This window comes from Saccharopolyspora antibiotica, from assembly GCF_047200635.1.
In the GTDB taxonomy this organism is placed as follows: domain Bacteria; phylum Actinomycetota; class Actinomycetes; order Mycobacteriales; family Pseudonocardiaceae; genus Saccharopolyspora_C.
The window spans coordinates 1-17,512 of the sequence record NZ_JBJZOI010000015.1 but is presented as its reverse complement, the minus strand read 5'-3'; the positions used below and the strand labels follow the sequence as shown (position 1 = coordinate 17,512).

17 protein-coding genes are annotated in these 17,512 nt (G+C 73.8%); 14 read left to right on the top strand and 3 right to left on the bottom strand.

Features of this window, described 5'->3' with window-relative positions; genetic code table 11:
• Positions 1-3: 3 nt before the first annotated feature.
• Entirely contained in the window at positions 4-576 is a 573-nt protein-coding gene (locus ACL03H_RS14065) for a YbaK/EbsC family protein (RefSeq protein WP_412811659.1), read from the top strand.
• Between the two features lie 13 nt (positions 577-589).
• Here the strand turns inward: ACL03H_RS14065 and purU are convergent, their stop codons facing one another.
• From purU to ACL03H_RS14050, 3 genes are read right to left on the bottom strand one after another with little or no spacing between them, the layout of a single operon-like run.
• The gene (gene purU, locus ACL03H_RS14060; RefSeq protein WP_412811658.1) at positions 590-1,459 is read right to left on the bottom strand and encodes a formyltetrahydrofolate deformylase; all 870 of its coding nucleotides are present in this window, start codon (positions 1,457-1,459) and stop codon (positions 590-592) included.
• 53 nt (positions 1,460-1,512) lie between these two features.
• The gene (locus tag ACL03H_RS14055) at positions 1,513-2,370 is read right to left on the bottom strand and encodes a class I SAM-dependent methyltransferase (RefSeq protein ID WP_412811657.1); all 858 of its coding nucleotides are present in this window, start codon (positions 2,368-2,370) and stop codon (positions 1,513-1,515) included.
• 49 nt (positions 2,371-2,419) lie between these two features.
• Positions 2,420-2,938, bottom strand: coding sequence for a DUF2505 domain-containing protein (locus ACL03H_RS14050; RefSeq protein ID WP_412811656.1), 519 nt, complete (start codon positions 2,936-2,938; stop codon positions 2,420-2,422).
• A gap of 37 nt (positions 2,939-2,975) precedes the next feature.
• Here ACL03H_RS14050 and ACL03H_RS14045 point away from each other — a divergent pair, with 37 nt between their 5' ends.
• From ACL03H_RS14045 to ACL03H_RS13985, 13 genes are all read left to right on the top strand, one after another.
• A complete protein-coding gene (locus tag ACL03H_RS14045) occupies positions 2,976-4,067 on the top strand; it encodes a UDP-N-acetylmuramate dehydrogenase (RefSeq protein ID WP_412811787.1) in 1,092 nt (363 codons plus the stop codon).
• A gap of 146 nt (positions 4,068-4,213) precedes the next feature.
• Positions 4,214-5,227, top strand: coding sequence for a chymotrypsin family serine protease (locus tag ACL03H_RS14040; protein WP_412811655.1), 1,014 nt, complete (start codon positions 4,214-4,216; stop codon positions 5,225-5,227).
• 297 nt (positions 5,228-5,524) lie between these two features.
• A complete protein-coding gene (locus ACL03H_RS14035; RefSeq protein ID WP_412811654.1) occupies positions 5,525-6,688 on the top strand; it encodes a L,D-transpeptidase in 1,164 nt (387 codons plus the stop codon).
• Between the two features lie 276 nt (positions 6,689-6,964).
• Positions 6,965-8,254: a D-inositol-3-phosphate glycosyltransferase gene (mshA, locus tag ACL03H_RS14030; protein ID WP_412811653.1), complete on the top strand. Its 1,290-nt coding sequence runs from the start codon at positions 6,965-6,967 to the stop codon at positions 8,252-8,254.
• Positions 8,251-8,757: a type III secretion system chaperone family protein gene (locus tag ACL03H_RS14025; protein ID WP_412811652.1), complete on the top strand. Its 507-nt coding sequence runs from the start codon at positions 8,251-8,253 to the stop codon at positions 8,755-8,757. Before mshA ends, ACL03H_RS14025 begins: the two co-directional genes overlap by 4 nt.
• A gap of 833 nt (positions 8,758-9,590) precedes the next feature.
• Positions 9,591-10,337, top strand: a complete 747-nt coding sequence (locus tag ACL03H_RS14020; RefSeq protein ID WP_412811651.1) for a phosphoglyceromutase — start codon at positions 9,591-9,593, stop codon at positions 10,335-10,337.
• Between the two features lie 258 nt (positions 10,338-10,595).
• Positions 10,596-11,894 carry a sensor histidine kinase gene (locus ACL03H_RS14015; RefSeq protein WP_412811650.1) on the top strand — a complete coding sequence of 433 codons (1,299 nt, stop codon included), beginning with the start codon at positions 10,596-10,598 and terminating at the stop codon, positions 11,892-11,894.
• Complete coding sequence (locus ACL03H_RS14010; protein WP_412811649.1) at positions 11,891-12,571, top strand: response regulator; 681 nt, start codon at positions 11,891-11,893, stop codon at positions 12,569-12,571. Before ACL03H_RS14015 ends, ACL03H_RS14010 begins: the two co-directional genes overlap by 4 nt.
• 197 nt (positions 12,572-12,768) lie before the next feature.
• Entirely contained in the window at positions 12,769-13,827 is a 1,059-nt protein-coding gene (locus tag ACL03H_RS14005) for a Ppx/GppA family phosphatase (protein ID WP_412811648.1), read from the top strand.
• Complete coding sequence (locus ACL03H_RS14000) at positions 13,824-15,146, top strand: hypothetical protein (RefSeq protein WP_412811647.1); 1,323 nt, start codon at positions 13,824-13,826, stop codon at positions 15,144-15,146. Before ACL03H_RS14005 ends, ACL03H_RS14000 begins: the two co-directional genes overlap by 4 nt.
• Positions 15,147-15,203: 57 nt before the next feature.
• A complete protein-coding gene (locus tag ACL03H_RS13995) occupies positions 15,204-16,094 on the top strand; it encodes a sugar phosphate isomerase/epimerase family protein (protein WP_412811646.1) in 891 nt (296 codons plus the stop codon).
• Positions 16,095-16,185: 91 nt separating this feature from the next.
• Entirely contained in the window at positions 16,186-16,974 is a 789-nt protein-coding gene (locus ACL03H_RS13990) for a thioesterase family protein (RefSeq protein WP_412811645.1), read from the top strand.
• Positions 16,975-17,194: 220 nt separating this feature from the next.
• Positions 17,195-17,455, top strand: a complete 261-nt coding sequence (locus ACL03H_RS13985) for a hypothetical protein (RefSeq protein ID WP_412811644.1) — start codon at positions 17,195-17,197, stop codon at positions 17,453-17,455.
• The last annotated feature ends 57 nt before the right edge of the window (positions 17,456-17,512 follow it).

Sequence of the window (17,512 nt, the reverse complement as noted above, 5' to 3'; positions counted from 1 at the left end):
CGGATGGCTGTTGACTGGTCGCCCGCCGCCGGAACCCTCGCCGTCGTGCCCGCGCTGGAGCGACCCGAGCTGCTGGCCGGCCCGGTGCGCGCGGCCGTGGCGGAGCTGCCCGCGGCCGAGGCCGCGCGGGTCGGGGTCGCCGAGATCGACCCGGAGCTCGCCGACACCGCCGCCTTCTGCGCCGAGCACGCCTCCCCGCTGGAGCTGTCCGCGAACTGCGTGGTCGTGGCGGGCAAGCGCGGAGGCGAGCAGCGCCACGCGGCCTGCTTGGTGCTCGCCACCACGCGCGCCGACGTCAACGGCGTGGTCAAGCGGCGCCTCGACGTGCGGAAGGCCTCGTTCGCGCCGATGGAGGACGCCGTGGCGCTGACCGCGATGGAGTACGGCGGGATCACCCCGTTCGGGTTGCCCGGGGGCTGGCCGCTGCTGGTGGACACCGCGGTGGCGGAGGCCCCGGCGGTGGTGATCGGCAGCGGGCTGCGGCGCGGCAAGCTGATCGCTCCCGGCGCGGTGCTGGCCCGGCTGCCCGGCGCCGAGGTCCTCGACGGCCTGGCCCGCACGGGCGCCTCCGGCTAGCGCACCACCCCGGTCAGAACACCACCGTCCGCCGGGCGTGCACCAGGACCCTGTCCTCCAGGTGCGCGCGCAGCCCGCGGGCCAGCACCACCTTCTCGATGTCCCGCCCCTTGCGGACCATGTCGGCGGCCGAGTCGGTGTGATCGACCCGGATCACGTCCTGCTCGACGATCGGCCCCGCGTCCAGCTCCGGCGTGACGTAGTGGCACGTCGCCCCCACCAGCTTCACCCCGCGCTCGTGGGCCTGGTGGTACGGGCGCGCCCCCGCGAACGAGGGCAGGAAGCTGTGGTGGATGTTCAGCGCCCGGCCCGCCCACTCCTCGCACGCGGCGGGCGGCACGATCTGCATGAACCGCGCCAGCACGATCGCGTGCGGGTCGTGGCGGTCGACCAGCGCCCGCACCTCGTGGAACGCGCTCTCCTTGGCAGCCGGATCGCCCCCGGCGGGAAACGGCACGTGGTGGAACGGGACCCCGTGCGCCTCGGTGATCGCGCGCAGCCGCGGGTGGTTGCCGATGACGGCGCGCAGGTCCACGTCCAGCTCCCCGGAGGAGACCCGCCCGAGCAGGTCGTGCAGGCAGTGCCCTTCGCGCGAGACCAGCAGCACGACCCGGCGCCGCTCGGCCGTGTCGGTCACCCGCCAGTTCGTCGTGCCCAGCTCCGCCGCGATGCGGCCGAAGCGCTCGCGCAGCTCGTCCGGGGCGAAGGGCAGCGAGTCCGCCCGCACCTCCTGGCGGGTGAAGAACCACCCCGTCTCGGCATCGGTGTGATATCCGGCCTCCACGATCCAACCGCCGTGGTCGGCGAGGAACGAGGCGATGCGCGCCACGATGCCCGTGCGGTCCGGGCAGCCGAGGGTGAGGACGTAACGACGAGTGGACACGGTCGGGAAGTATCGCACCGCATCCGCCGGCGCGTCCGGCGACTCGCCCCAGCTCAGCCGCCATCCGGCAACGGGGCGACCGCCGCCCAGTCCACGGTCAGCTCGCCGAGCCGCCAGCGCTTCGGCCGGTCCCGCACCGGCCAGCCGAGGCCGGCGAGCGACCGGACCGACTCCGCCCAGCGCGCCCGCGGCCCGAACGGGGTCGCCGCGCGCGCCCAGCAGGCGTCCAGGTCGGTGAACAGCGCGTGCACCCGCTCGCCGGGGACGTTGCGGTGGATGAGCGTCTTCGGCAGCCGCTCCGCGAGGTCGGAGGGGCGCTCCAGGTTCGAGGGCAGGCAGGACAGCGTCAGCGTTCGCGGCCCGGAGCGGTCCAGCGCGACCCAGCAGCAGCGCCGCCCGATCTCGTCGCAGGTCCCCTCGACGAGCAGTCCCTCCGGGGCGAGCCTGCCGCGCAGCTCCTCCCAGGCCTTCCACGCCTCCTGCTCGGTGTACTGGCGCAGCACGTTGAGCGCGCGCACCAGCGCCGGCCCGTCCGCGCCGCCGATGCCCGCCGCCAGCCCGGCGAGCTCGAAGCCGCCGCGGCGGAACTCCAGCGCGGGCGGGTCGGCGACGGCTCTGCCCGCGGCCACCCGATCGGCGTCGATCTCCAGCCCGAACACGCGCGCGTCGGCGCGCACCGGGCGCAGCCGGGCCGCCAGCTCGACGGTGGTGATCGGGGTCGCGCCGTAGCCGAGGTCGATGACCAGCGGATCCGCCGCTCCCGTCAGCGCCCGCGCGACCCAGGGGGTGCCCGCGATCCAGCGGTCCACCCGGCGCAGCCGGTTCGGGTTCGTGGTCCCCCTGGTGGGCACGCCCAGCGCGCGCGCCCGGCCTGCCGCGAGCCGGGGCGCCCGCTTGCGCGGCGCGTTCACCCGCGCGGCCCGGACGTGCCAGTCGTCCCGGTGGTGCGGCGCATCGGGTTCAGGACCGCTCGCGGGCGAGCCACTCGGTCGTGAAGCGCTCCTCGGCCGCCAGCAGCTTCTGGACCTGATCGGCGACGAGGTCCTCCAGCTTCCCGCCGACGAAGGGGACGTTCACCCGCACCTGGCCCTCGACGACCAGCTCGCTCGCACCGGCCACGCCGTCGAGGTCGCGCAGCCACATCGAGCCCGCGATGGTGCAGGGAGCCCCGGCCACCTCGGCCGCGATCTCCCCGGAGTAGACCCCGTCCTGCTCGCACCGCCACGACTCGCTTCGATCGATCACGAGGTCGCCGGCCCCGGCCACGGTCCGCGCCACCGGCGGCAGCGAGCTCCTGCGCACGCCCTGGCGGACCTGGAACCGCACCGCCGAACCGTCCACGGCGTGCTCGACGAGCTCGTGGCGGCTCCCGCCGAGCTCGGCCAGCCGTTCCCGCAGATAGGCGATGTCGATGAGCGCCGCATGCACCTGCGATGCGGGCCACTCGGAGGTGCTGCGGTGCTCGATGCGGCGTCCCATGGGCGGAAGGTTACCTTTGGCAATCGTGAACCCCTCGATGTCCGGCACCGAAGGAACCCGCGACGGCGCGTCGGCGCCGCGACCCCTGTCCGGCCACACCACGCTGCGGCTGGGCGGGCCCGCGACCGAGTTCGTCTCGGCCGAACACCCCGATCAGCTCGCGGAGCTGGTCCGGGAGTCCGACGCGACCGGGCAGCGGGTCCTCGTCCTCGGCGGCGGGTCCAACCTCGTCGTCGCCGACGAGGGCTTCGACGGCCGGGTGGTGCGGATCGCCACCCGAGGCCGGCGCTACGACATCGTCGACGGGTTCGTGCAGCTGACCGTCGAAGCCGGTGAGGACTGGGACGTCGTCGTCGCCGACACCGTCCACCAGGGACTCGGGAACCTGGAGTGCCTCTCCGGCATCCCCGGGCTCACCGGGGCCACCCCGGTGCAGAACGTCGGCGCCTACGGCGTGGAGATCTCCGAGATGCTGGTCTCGGTGGACCTGCTGGACCGGCACTCCGGGCGGATCCGCACCGTGCTGGCGGACGATCTCGGGCTGGTCTACCGGGGCAGCGTCCTCAAGCACACCGCGGACGCGGTGGTGCTGCGCGCCCGCTACCTGCTGCGCGACGGCGGGCAGTCCGCGCCGATCCGGTACGCGGAACTCGCGCGGGAGCTCGGCGTGCAGCCGGGGGCGCGGGTGGACGTGGCCGAGGTCCGCGAGGCCGTGCTGCGCTTACGGCGCGCGAAGGGCATGGTGCTCGACCCCGAGGACCACGACACCTGGAGCGCGGGTTCCTTCTTCACCAACCCCGTCGTCGACGCCGACGAGCTCCCCGGGGTGCTGGAGCTGATCGCGGCGCACGCGGGGCCGGACGTGAAGGTTCCGCAGTACCCGGCCGCCGGTGGGCGCACCAAGCTGTCCGCTGCCTGGTTGATCGACCGCGCGGGCTTCGGAAAGGGGCACTCCGGCCCGGGCGGGCGCACCGCGCTGTCCGGCAAGCACACCCTGGCGCTGACGAACCGGGGAGCGGCGAGCACGGAAGACCTGCTGGCGCTGGCGCGCGAAGTGCGCGATGGTGTGAGTTCGACGTTCGGCGTGTCGCTGGCGCCGGAGCCGGTCCTGGTGGACTGTTCGCTCTGAGCCCCGCTCCTCGGCTCGCGCTACTCGAATCCGGCTCGTCCGGCGATGTCCGCGCCGGGACCACCCGCGGCCGTCCGGCCGGAAGGGTGACTCTTCGTGACTATTACTTAACCCTGAGTGTTAAATGGTAGCTGGAGGGGGCCGCCATGCTCAGCATCAGGGAACTTCGGGACAGAGCGGTCATCAGGCCGATCAAGCGCGCCGTGGAGGACCAGCTGCTGGACCTCCCGGGAGTCACGGCTGTCGACATCGGAGGCAAGCGCACCAACGGGCGCTTCACCGGTGAGCAGGCAATCGTCGTCTCGGTCGCGCGCAAACGTCCCCCGGACCGGGTCTGGCCCGGCACCCACATCCCAACGGACGTGCTCGGCATTCCGACCGACGTGGTGGAGGAGAAGCCCCTGCTGCAGCACGTGCACACCGGCGCCGAGGAGTCGGTGGCGTTGCGCGGCCGCGGTTTCGAGCACGTCGGCGCGGTGGCAGGCGGCGACGGGCTCTCGCCCTGCCGGTCGGTCCAGCTCGCGCCGCCGGACGCCCGGTACCCGGGCCGCTACCGGCGGACCGGAACGCTCGGCGCGCTCGTCGTCGGGCATCCGCCGACGGTCGCGACGATGGGGCTGACGACGTTCGACGTGGCCTGCCTGGACGACGGCTGGGCGGTCGGCGACCGGATGGTCGACCCGGACACCGGGCACGTCTACGCGGATCTGGCCCGGGGCGCGCTCTCCGGCCGGGTGGACGCGGCGGCCGTGACGCTGGGGCGCGGCGTCGCGCACTCCCCGGTGATCCCGGGCATCGGACCGGTGACGGGGCAGTGCGCCGCCTACCCGGGTGAACAGGTCCGCAAGCGCGGCTACGGCAGCGGCGTGACGAGCGGGGTGGTGACCTCGGTGGACGCCACGCTGCGGATCGATCACGGGGCCGCGCTCGGCATCCGGGTGCTGCGCGAGCAGATCCGCATCGACAGCCCCGCCGCCGATGGCGCCTTCCTGCGGTTCGGGGACGCCGGTGGCGCGGTGGTCAACCACGACGGGCGGATCGTGGGGCTGCTGTTCGCGGGCACCCGCAGCGGGATGACCGGCTTCGCCAGCCCCATCGCGGACGTGCTCGCCGAGCTCGACGTGGAGCTGTGCGTGGTGCACCGCCAACTCCAGGTGTGATCGCGGAGGTGCGGTGAGTTGCCCCACGGTCGCGGGACGCGCTGCGGGCGATCCGCGCGCGGTCCGGCGGCGGGCGGCGGCCGCTCCTCGCTCGATCCGGCGCTTCGCGCTGGTCACGGCCGCGTGCACCGATCTCGACCCGCTCGATCGTGCTCTCCCGGCAGGCCGGGGGCACCTGCGGCGAAGATGCTGTGACACGACACACTGTCGAGCGGCGACATCTTTTCGGGGTGCCGCACGTCTTCGGGTAGCGAGAACACGTCGGAACGGGATCGAGGTCAAGGAGTGCTGAGCAGGGTGAGTCGGTCGCGGGTACGGCTGCTGTGGACTGCGTTGGCGGCAGCGCTGGCGGCCGTGCTGCTGGTGTCGGGGTGCGGATCGCAGCCCTCGGGTGGTGGCGGGGCCGGTGCCCAGGCGCAGGCCCCGAAGGCCAAGGTGCACCTGGAACCCGGCGGCGGCTCCGACGTGAACCCCGCGGCTCCGATCAAGGCCACCGTGGAGGGCGGTGAGCTCGAGGAGGTCGCGCTCACCAACGGCGACGGCAAGGAGGTCGAGGGCGAGCTGGCCCCCGACGGCCGCAGCTGGACGGCCGGGGAGCAGCTCGGCTACGGCAAGACCTACACCTGGTCCGGGGAGGCCACCGGCACCGACGGCAAGAGCGTCCCGGTGCAGGGCAGCTTCACCACCGTTTCCCCGGAGCGGACCGTTCGCGCCACGATCAACCCGACCGACCACAGCGAGGTCGGCATCGCGATGCCGGTCAGCGTCAAGTTCGACTCCGCGGTCACCGACAGGGCCGCCGCCGAGCGCGCCCTGGAGGTGCGCACCTCCGTGCCGGTCGAGGGCGCCTGGGCGTGGCTCTCGGACACCCAGGTGGACTGGCGGCCCAAGGAGTACTGGCCCGCGAACACGCAGGTCGAGGTGGACGCGAACCTGTACGGCGTGGACTACGGCGAGGGCGAGTACGGCCGTTCCGACCTGACCACGAAGTTCTCCATCGGCCGCGCGCAGATCGTCAAGGCGGACGCCTCCACGCACCAGATGGTCGTCGAGCGGAAGGGTCAGCAGGTCGCCAGCTACGCGGCGAGCTACGGCAAGGACCACGACCCGGAGCTGAACACGCCGAACGGCACGTACATGGTGATGGAGATGAACCCCGTCGAGATCATGGACAACCCGCGCTACGGCTACACGGACGTGGAGAAGAAGTGGGCCGTGCGGATGTCCAACCACGGCGAGTTCATCCACGAGAACGAGGAGAACCGCGCCAACCTCGGCAAGGTCAACACCTCGCACGGCTGCATCAACCTGAGCGAGGCCGATGCGAAGGCCTACTTCGACAGCGCGATGATCGGTGACCCGATCGAGGTCACCGGTGCGGTGACCACGATGGAACCCCGCTACGACGTCTACGACTGGATGCTCGACTGGCAGCAGTGGACGCAGAAGTCCGCTCTGTGACCCGCCTCCGGTGCACCCGTCCCGCTCGAAGGGGCTGGTGATCCGGCGCTGATCCGGGATTCGAGGGCCCGCGCGGTGCGACCGCGCGGGCCCTCGTGCTCGTGTGAAGACCATCACCCGCGCTTCGTCATCGGTGCTGTTCAGCGCGTTGCTCGGGTAGCGTCTCGTCGCCGCGCGCCGGTGCCCAGGAATGTTCTCCCCCGTCCGGGCGTCGGATCCACAGCGTCCGAAACGGATCGGGGTCGCCCCCGACAAGGCTTGCGATAGGGCTAGTCGATGACTTCTGGCACCGCCCGGATGCGGCCCCGCCGCGCCGCAGTGTTCTCGTTGCACACCTCGCCGCTGGAGCAGCCCGGGACCGGTGACGCGGGCGGCATGAACGTCTACATCGCGCAGACCTCGACCCGGCTGGCCGAGCGCGGGGTCGAGGTGGAGATCTTCACCCGCGCCACCTCCTCCGAGGTCCCCCCGGTCGCGGAGCTGGCCCCGGGCGTCACCGTGCGGCACGTGGTGGCCGGCCCGTTCGAGGGGTTGGACAAGAACGAGCTCCCGGCGCAGCTGTGCGCGTTCGCCGCGGGCGCGCTGCGCGCGGAAGCGCGGCACGAGCCCGGCTTCTACGACCTGGTCCACTCGCACTACTGGCTGTCCGGCCAGGTCGGCTGGCTCGCCCGGGAGCGCTGGGGCGTGCCGCTGGTGCACACCGCGCACACGCTGGCGAAGGTGAAGAACGCCTCGCTGGCCGCCGGGGACGCCCCGGAGCCCCGGGTGCGGGTCCTGGGCGAGGAGCAGGTGGTCGCCGAGGCGGATCGGCTCGTGGCGAACACCGAGGTCGAGGCGCAGGACCTGATCCGGCTCTACGACGCGGACCCCGGGGAGATCGCGACCATCCCGCCGGGAGTGGACCTGCGCCGGTTCGCGCCGGGCGACGCCGCGGCGGCCCGCGCGCGCTTCGGGGTGGCCGACGACGCGCTGGTGCTCGCCTTCGTCGGCCGCATCCAGCCGTTGAAGGCGCCGGACGTGCTGCTGCGCGCGACCGCCGAGCTGCTGGTGCGCCGGCCGGGACTGCGCTCCCGGCTGGAGGTGCTGGTGGTGGGCGGACCTTCGGGGACCGGGCTGGAACGCCCCGAGGCGCTGCGGGAGCTGGCCCGGGAGCTCGGCATCGGCGACGTGGTGCGCTTCCTGCCACCGCAGGGCGGTGCGGCGCTGGCCGACGTCTACCGCGCGGCGGACGTGGTGGCGGTGCCCAGCTACAACGAGTCCTTCGGCCTGGTGGCGCTGGAGGCGCAGGCCTGCGGTACTCCCGTGGTCGCGGCGGCGGTCGGCGGGCTCCCGGTCGCGGTGGCCGACGGGCGCTCCGGGCTGCTCGTCGACGGGCACCGCACCGGGCAGTGGGCGGCGGCGCTGGAGGCGGTGGCCGAGACCGGGCTGCGGGAGCGGCTGCGGGCCGGAACCACGGCGCACGCCGAGGCGTTCTCCTGGGAGCGCACCACCGACGCGCTGCTGGAGACCTACGCGCGGGCGCGGCGAGCGTTCCACTCGCAGTTCAACACGGAGGAGACGGCGTGAGCGCAGCGGAGACGATCAGGGCCGCGCTGGACGCGGCCGAGCTGGACTACCGGCGGGAGTCCGACGGCCGGTTCTTCGTGACGTTGCCGGGGACGAAGAAGTTGCAGACCAACTGCTGGTTGATCGTCGCAGAGCACGCGCTGGTCGTGGAGGCCTTCGTGTGCAGGCAGCCGGACGAGGCGCACGAGGAGGTCTACCGGTACCTGCTGCGCCGCAACTCCCGGCTCTACGGCGTGCACTACACGATCGATTCCAGCGGCGACGTCTACCTGGTGGGCCGGGTCGGCCTGCACGCGGTGACCGCCGAGGAGGTGGACCGGCTGCTGGGGCAGGTGCTGGAGGCGGCGGACGGGGACTTCAACACCCTGCTCGAACTGGGCTTCAGCACCGCGATCCGGCGGGAGTGGGGCTGGCGCGAGTCGCGCGGCGAGTCCCTGGCCAACCTGCGCCCCTTCGAGCAGCTGGTGAGCCGGGAGGGCGCGCTGCCTCCGGCGGACGCCTGACGTCGGTCGTTCGCCGGTGCGGTCGGGCACCCCGATCTGCGGCGCTCTCCGCGTCCTCGCGAGGAAGTCCACCCGCCGCCGGTCGTTCGGAGCTGGCCCCCGGTCGCGCGGATCCGCGGGCGGCGCCCGGGAGCGGTTCCCGGCGGGGCCGGGGGAGACGCGGGGGGCGGTTCGGGAGAGAGGGGGAGTCGCGAGCTCGAACCGCCCCACGCGCGTGAGGTTCCCGCCAGCGGGCCCAGTGGGCGGGGGGCACCCGGGGCCCGGCGGGGCGTGGTTCGACGGGGGAGACGAACCACGCTCTTCATCTCGCTCCCGCATGGATCGGGGAGTGCGTGGGAGCCGATCCGCGAGAGCAGTGTCAACTTCGCAGAGTCACGCACTGGCCACAAGTCCGAACCTTTACTCCATACGAGTGATCTTACTCACCGGCGGTAACGTGGTGGATTATTCCCGTCGGTATAGCGCCCCCAAATGTGAGCGACGACACTTTAGTGTCACAACGCCACGGTGAATACATAACCGTCGGGTGACGACCACAACCGATTCGCGGGGCCGCTGCCAGCAACGAGGCTCACCCGAAGATCATCACCCGAAACGGTGGCGTGCTGCTCTGAGTGATCTACGTGCGGGGTCCAGCGGCGCCGCGCAGCCGGACGGCCCTCGCTCGAGCCGAGCCGAGGCCCCGGTGCGGGGCGGTCCGGATGCGTCCGTTCGGCGCAGCACTGGTCCGGTCGTGCCGGACGCCTCCGGCGGCCCGGCGGAACGGCCCGGACCGCCGCCGCGGCCCGGGCGGTGGGCCGCGTCGCCCGGAGCGGCTCGCATAGCCTGAGCCCATGACTGTCGGGACTCTGGTATTGCTGCGACACGGCGAGAGCACCTGGAACGCCGAGAACCTGTTCACCGGCTGGGTCGACGTGCCCCTCTCGGACAAGGGCGCGGACGAGGCGCGGCGCGGTGGCGACCTGCTGCGCGAGTCCGGGGTGCTGCCCGACGTGCTGCACACCTCCCTGCTGCGCCGGGCCATCACCACCGCCAACCTCGCGCTGGACGGGGCCGACCGGCACTGGATCCCGGTCCGCCGGGACTGGCGGCTCAACGAGCGGCACTACGGCGCGCTGCAGGGCAAGAACAAGAAGCAGACCCTGGAGGCCTACGGCAAGGAGCAGTTCATGCTCTGGCGCCGCTCCTACGACACCCCGCCGCCGGAGATCGACCCGGCGGACGAGTACAGCCAGGAGGGCGACCCGCGCTACGCGGACCTGGGCGCCGAGATGCCGCGCACCGAGTGCCTCAAGGACGTGGTGGCCCGGCTGCTGCCGTACTGGGAGAGCGCGATCGTGCCGGACCTGCGGGCGGGGCGGACGGTGCTGGTCGCCGCGCACGGCAACTCGCTGCGCGCGCTGGTGAAGCACCTCGACGGGATCTCCGACGCCGACATCGCGGGCCTGAACATCCCGACCGGCATCCCGCTGCGCTACGACCTCGACGAGCAGCTCTCCCCGGTGAACCCGGGCGGCACCTACCTGGACCCGGACGCCGCCGCGGCGGCCGCGGCCGCGGTGGCCAACCAGGGCCGCTGATCGGCCCGGCCGCGCTCGCCCCGCTCCCGGCCGCCCGGGGGCGGGGCGTCGTCGTCCGGGGGTCACCTGGAAGTAGGCCCCGGCTCGTTCGGAGTCGCCGCCGCCGGCACGTCCGTGGGCTCCGGCGGTTCCGCAGCTGAACCAGGCCACACTTCCGGGTGAATCGAGGGTGAAGAACCGCCCGATTCATGTCGCGGGTGTCACGGATCGCGCTCGCGGACTGGTCCTCCCCCGCGTCTCCCTGCTTACGATGCAGACGTGACCGCATTGGGCTATAGCGCCCTGATCATCGGGTTGCTGGCGATCGGTGGAGCGGCCGGGTACCTGGCCGCCCGGACGGCGCGGCACCGCGAGCTGAAGCGACCCGCCGGGCCGACCGTCGCGGAACTGCTGCAACGCCTCGTGCACAGCACCAACAACGGCATCGTCGTGCTCAACCGCTTCGGCGACGTGGTGCTGCACAACCCGCGCGCCGACGAACTCGGCTTCGTCCGGGACAGCCGGGCCGACCACCGCGCCCGCGCCGCCGCCGAGCGGGCCCTGGACACCGGCGAGCCGACTCCCGTGGACCTCTCGCCGCCGGCGCGCACCGCGCTGCGCGGGCGCGGCCCGTCGGCCGTGCTGGGCGAGGTGCGCCCGCTCGGGGACGGCTTCGCCGTCGTCGACGCGGGCGACGAGTCGGACGCGGTCCGGCTGGAGGCGACCCGGCGGGACTTCGTCGCCAACGTCTCGCACGAGCTCAAGACCCCGGTGGGGGCCCTGGCGCTGCTGGCCGAGGCGGTGATCGACGCCTCCGACGACGCCGAGGAGGTGCGCCGCTTCTCCGGCAAGATCCTGCACGAGTCCACCCGGCTGGGGACGCTGGTCTCCGAGCTCATCGCGCTGTCCCGGCTCCAGGGCGCCGAGCGCCTGCCGGAGCTGAACACCGTCGAGGTCGACGCGGTCGTGGAGGAGGCGCTCGGGCGCTCCGGCATCGCGGCCGAGTCCGCGGGCATCGAGATCGCGCTCGACGAGCCCAGCGGGCTGCTGCTCGACGGGGACCGCACGCTGCTCGTGACGGCCCTGAGCAACCTCATCGACAACGCGGTGTCCTACTCCCCGCCCGGCTCCCCGGTCTCGGTGAGCCGCCGGATGGTCGGCGACTTCGTGGAGATCGCGGTGACGGACCGGGGCATCGGCATCGACCCGCAGCACCAGCAGCGGGTGTTCGAGCGGTTCTTCCGCGTCGACCCGGCCCGCTCCAGGGCCACCGGCGGGACCGGGCTCGGGCTGGCCATCGTCAAGCACGTCGCCGCCAACCACGGCGGTGAGGTGAAGCTGTGGAGCAGGCTCGGCACCGGCTCCACGTTCACCCTCCGGGTACCGCGGCACGGCTCCGATTCCGAGGGCGCTGACGCGGGATCCGGTGCCGAGGGCACCGCGCGGGGCGAGCCGGAGCGCACCGCTTCCGGCCGGGCCGGGGGCGACGCGGGGGCTGAGCGGGGCCGGGACCAGACCCGGCCCGGGATCGACAGGGCGGACGGGGTCGCAACCGTCGAAACGGGAGGAGTCCGGTGACCAGGGTGCTGATCGTGGAGGACGAGGAGTCCTTCGCAGACCCGTTGGCGTTCCTGCTGCGCAAGGAGGGGTTCACCGCCGCGGTCGCGACGACCGGTCAGGACGCGCTGGACGAGTTCGACCGCAACGGCGCGGACATCGTGCTGCTGGACCTGATGCTTCCCGGGATGAGCGGCACCGACGTGTGCAAGCAGCTGCGGCAGCGCTCCGCCGTTCCCGTGATCATGGTGACGGCGCGCGACAGCGAGATCGACAAGGTGGTCGGGCTCGAGCTCGGCGCCGACGACTACGTCACCAAGCCCTACTCGGCGCGGGAGCTGATCGCGCGGGTGCGCGCGGTGCTGCGCCGGGGCGGAGAGGCCGAGGACGCGCAGCCGCAGGTGCTGGAGGCGGGCCCGGTGCGGATGGACGTGGAGCGGCACGTGGTGACCGTCTCCGGCGCCGAGATCAGCCTGCCGCTGAAGGAGTTCGACCTGCTGGAGTACCTGCTGCGCAACGTGGGCCGGGTGCTCACCCGCGGCCAGCTGATCGACCGGGTGTGGGGCGCCGACTACGTCGGCGACACCAAGACCCTCGACGTCCACGTGAAGCGGCTGCGCTCCAAGTTGGAGCCGGACCCCGCGGAGCCGCAGTACCTCGTGACCGTCCGGGGTCTCGGTTACAAGTTCGAGGTCTGACCACCTGCCCCGGCCCCGCCCCGCGCGGGGCCGGGTGGCGGAACCCGCGCCGCCCGTCCGCGAGCGCGGATCACGGCGCCCGACCCGGCCGCGCGGCCGGGCGCGAGCACGGGCGACGGGGGACCGCCCGACCGCGGGCCGCTTCCCGGCACCCACCCACCCCGGGGGTCCGGTCGCGGCCGGTAACGTTGTCGGCCATGCGCCTAGGGGTGCTCGACGTCGGATCCAACACCGTCCACCTGCTCGTGGTGGACGCGCATCGTGGTGCCCATCCGACCCCGATGACATCGGAGAAGTCCGTGCTGCGGCTGGCCGAGCGGATCGGTGCCGACGGCCTGCTCGCCGACCGCGACGCCGACGCGCTCGTCGGCACGGTCGCCGGGGTGGCGCAGGCCGCCGAGCAGTCCGGTTGCGAGGAGCTGCTGGCCTTCGCGACCTCCGCGATTCGCGAGGCCGACAACGCGGCCGAGGTGCTCGCGCGCGTGCGCGAGGAGACGGGCGTGGAGCTGCGGGTGCTCTCCGGCGAGCAGGAAGCGCGGTTGACCTTCCTGGCCGCCCGCCGCTGGTACGGGTGGTCCGCGGGCAGGTTGCTGCTGCTCGACATCGGCGGCGGCTCGCTGGAGCTGGCGCTGGGCATCGACGAGCAGCCCGACCTCGCGGCCTCGCTCCCGCTGGGCGCCGGGCGCGTCGCCCGCACCAGGCTGCCCCAGGACCCGCCGAGCAAGCGGCAGGTGGCCGAGCTGAGGGAGTGGCTGGACGAGCAGCTCGCGCCGACGGCGAAGCGGTTCCGCAAGAGCGGCGGACCGGATCGCGCCGTGGCCACCTCCAAGACCTTCCGCTCGCTGGCGCGGCTGACCGGTGCTTCACCCGCCTCGGCCGGCCCCCGGGTGCGGCGCACCCTCACCGAAACGGGGTTGCGGCAGCTGCTGTCGTTCATCACCCGGATGTCCGCGGCCGACCTGGCCGGGCTGGACGGGGTGAGCAGCGCGCGCTCGCACCAGCTGATCAGCGGGGCGCTCGTCGCGGAGGCGGTGATGCGGGCGCTGGGGGTCGCTGAACTGGACATCTGCCCGTGGGCGCTGCGGGAAGGAGTCATCCTCCGGCGGCTGGACCACGCCAACGGAGAGGACCACACTGCCATGCGGACCCGCACCGAACCCGGGTCGTCCGACGCGGAGCCGCCGTCCGCGAACGGGTTGGACGCGGACCGGGGAACTGGACTGCAAGCCCACGACGGGGCACGGTGGAATCGATGAGTCGGGACAGCGGGTCCGAGCACCCGAGCCAGCGCACCGTCGCGGAGCTGCTCGCCGAGTACGGCGGTGGCTCCCAGCGCAGCGCGCACAGGCGACGCAGGCGAGCCGAGGACCCGAGCGAAACCGCTCCGCAGGCGATCATCGACCGGGTGCTCTCGGACAGCGGCACCATGCGCGCGATCAAGCCGGAGGAGGCCGAGGACACCGCCGGGCAGGCCCCGCAGGGCACCGGCCCGCAGCCCGCGGCCTCGCCGCCGCCCGCCGCGCAGCCTCCGGCCGCCCAAACGCCGGCCGCCCAGACGCCGGCCGCGCAGCCTCCTGCCGGGCAGCCTCCTGCCGCCCAGTCGCCCGCGGGTCCGCCGCCGGCCGCGCAGCCGCCGGCCGCGTACGGCGGTCCGCCGACCGCGGGTCCGCAGCGGCCGGCGCCGCACGCGCCGCCCGCGGCGGGGCCGCCGCCCGGCGCTCCGCAGCCGGTCGAACCGGAGGACGAGCAGCCCGCCGAGCCGGAGCGCGGCCAGGGGGCGGGCTTCTGGGCCCGCCGCTTCGCCGCGGCCGGCGCCCCGCCGCGCGCCACCGCGCCGCCCGAGCCCGCCGACGCGGGCCCCTCGGACGCGGAGATGACCGTCCAGCAGCCCGCCCTGCCCGCCAGGGCCCCCGCACCGCCCCCGGACCCGGCGACCCGCTCGATCCCGCTGGAGGGCGCGACCGAGCAGTTGCCCCGGGTAGAGGCCGAGGCCAAGAGCGCGGCCGCCGAGAGCACCGCGATGATGGCCTACCCGGGCGCGCCGGAGGCCCCGCAGCGCTCGGGCGACCCGTACGACTTCGACGACTACGACGACTACGGCCAGCAGGACGGCGGCTACCCGGCGGCCGAGGACTACGACGACTACCCCGAGGACGCCGGGGCCGGGCAGTACCGCGAGGGCTACGACGCGGATGACGTCTACGACGCCGACGACGTCTACGACGAGTACGACGAGGCGCTGCCCGCCGGGTTGGACGCCGACGACTACCGGGCCGGGGACGCCGACGAGGACGAGGACGAGTCCCGGCCGACCACCGGCAAGGAGTGGTTGGTGCTGGCGCTGCAGGGCGGCGCCGGGCTGGTGTGCGGTGGCGCCGTGTGGTTCGCGTTCCGCTGGCTGTGGATGGCGATCCCGATCGCCGCGCTGGTCGCCGCGTTGGCGATCACCGGTGCCCTCGTGTTCATCGCGCGGAAGTTCTTGCGCACGGACGATCTGCAGACGATCCTGCTCGCGGTGCTGGTCGGGCTGATCTGCACCGTGTCACCCGTCGCGCTGCTGCTGATCGGGCAGTGAGGCCGGGCCCGCCGGGGTGACATCAGGTGGTGAGCGCGCGAGACGCTGGGGCAGCACATGACACCGCAACCGCAGACGAGGTCGACCGAGCCGTCCGGAGTTGAGATCCCGGTCGGCCTCTCCAGCGCGTCGGTGTGGCCCCAGCCCGCCCGCGCGGCGTTCGAGATGGCCGCCGACCTGGGCTTCGACGGGGTCGAGGTGATGGTCTGGGCGGACGCGGTCAGCCAGGACGTCCCCGCGCTGCACCGGCTCTCCCGCGAGCACGGGGTGCCGATCCTGGCGGTGCACGCGCCCTGCCTGCTCATCACGCAGCGGGTGTGGTCCCCGGAGCCCGAGGAGCGGTTGCGCCGGGCCGTGGTGGCGGCCAGCGACCTGGGCGCCTCGACCGTGGTGGTGCACCCGCCGTTCCGCTGGCAGCGCCGCTACGCCGACGGTTTCGGCGAGCTGGTGGGTGAGCTGGAGGAGACCAGCGGCATCCGGGTCGCGGTGGAGAACATGTTCCCGATCCGGCCGCCGAACAGGTTGAACCGGTTGCGGGGAGGGCGGGCGAGCGGGCTCTCGGCGTTCCGGCCCTCGCCGGACCCGACCGAGGTCGGTTACCCCAGCTACACCCTGGACCTCTCGCACGCCGCCGCCGCGCACGAGGACGCGGTGGAGCTCTACAAGCGGATGCAGGACCGGCTGGCGCACGTGCACCTGGCCGACGGGACCGGGGTGCCCCGTGATGAACATCTCGTGCCGGGGCACGGGACCCAGCCGTGCGCGGAGATCTGCGAGCTGCTGGCCGCCGACGGCTTCGGCGGTTCGGTGGTGCTGGAGGTGAACAGCCGCAAGGCTCGCAACCAGCAGGAACGCGCCGCGCTGCTCGCGGAGTCGCTCGTGTTCGCCCGCCTGCACCTGCGCGGGCCCGGGAGCTCCGACGAGCCGGAGCCGCGCCCCGGGTCGTGATCAACTTCGGGCGCGTTACGTAAGATCGAAGTATGAGTACGATTCGCGCTTCGCTCGCTCAGGAGCGACGCCGGCACTGCGCGGGTCGCGCGTGAACGACACCCCCTTCCTCGACACCCTCACCGTCCGCCCGCTCGGCGACGGCACCTACGTCGCCGACCTGCACCCGGACTGGGCCGTGGGCGACCGCCCGCACGGCGGTCACCTGCTGGCGCTGCTCAGCCGGGCGGCCGTGGGCGAGACCTCGCTGGAGCCGCTGTCGGTCAGCGCGCAGTTCCTGCGCCCGCCGAAGGTGGGCCCGGTGCTGCTGCGCACCGAGCGGCTCAAGGTGGGCCGGACCGTCACCGCGGTCCGGGCCGTGCTGGAGCAGGCGGGCCAGCCCTGCGTGGACGCCACGCTCACGCTCGGCACCGTGCCGGACGAGCAACCGGCCTGGTCCGACCTGCCCGACATGCCGGTGAACCCGCCGCCGGACGCGGTGGACCTCGCCAGCGCCGACTCCGGTCAGCCCGGTGGCCTCGCCAAGGCCTGCGACATGCGGCTCGATCCGCGCGGCGCCGGATTCCTGCACGGCAGCACCGAGGGGCCGCTGCGGCTCCGGATGTGGGCGCGGCCGCACCAGGGCCAGCCGGACCTGCTGTTCGCGCTGGTCGCCGGGGACCTGACGATGCCCGTCACGTTCAACCTGGGCCGGTTCGGCTGGTCGCCGACCGTGCAGCTCACGGCCCTGCTGCGGGCGAGGCCCGCGAACGGCTGGCTGCGGCTGGTCGTCGAGTCCAAGGCCGTGCACGGCCAGTGGTTCGACGAGGACACCCTCGTCATCGACTCCACCGGCAGGCTCGTCTGCCAGGCCCGCCAACTGGCGCTGAGCACTCCCTGAGCGTCCGCACCCGGGACCCCGGCGGTGCCGCGCGGGTGCGGACGGTTCCCCACGAGGCCCTCGTGGGGAGCCGCTGGGCCTCGCGGCGGTGCCGCCCGGACCCGCCCCGCGCGTCCCGGACCGGCACCGGGCCGAGCCGTCGTCGCCTGCCCGGTCCGGGCGGCGCGCGGGGTTAGGGTGGCGGCTCCGGAACGGACCGCCGAACCCCAGGGAGACCGCCGTGCCGACCGTGCGCATCCACCCCGTGCAGCTCGACTACCAGCACTCCGGCGGCACCCAGGCGTGCTCGCTGTGCGGGGCGCAGGAGAAGTGGGACTCGGCGGCGCAGCCGACGGTGCAGGGCGCGGCCTACGACCGCTCGCTGCACCTGGCGCACCTGGTCCGCGAGCACCTCACCGAGGTCCAGGACACCTTCTCCACCGCCGAGCGGACCAAGGAGAAGACGATCGACGACGCCGCCGAGGTCCCGGAAGCCGAGTGAGGCCCGGGGGGGGGGGGGGGGGGGGGGGGGGGGGGGGGGGGGGGGGGGGGGGGGGGG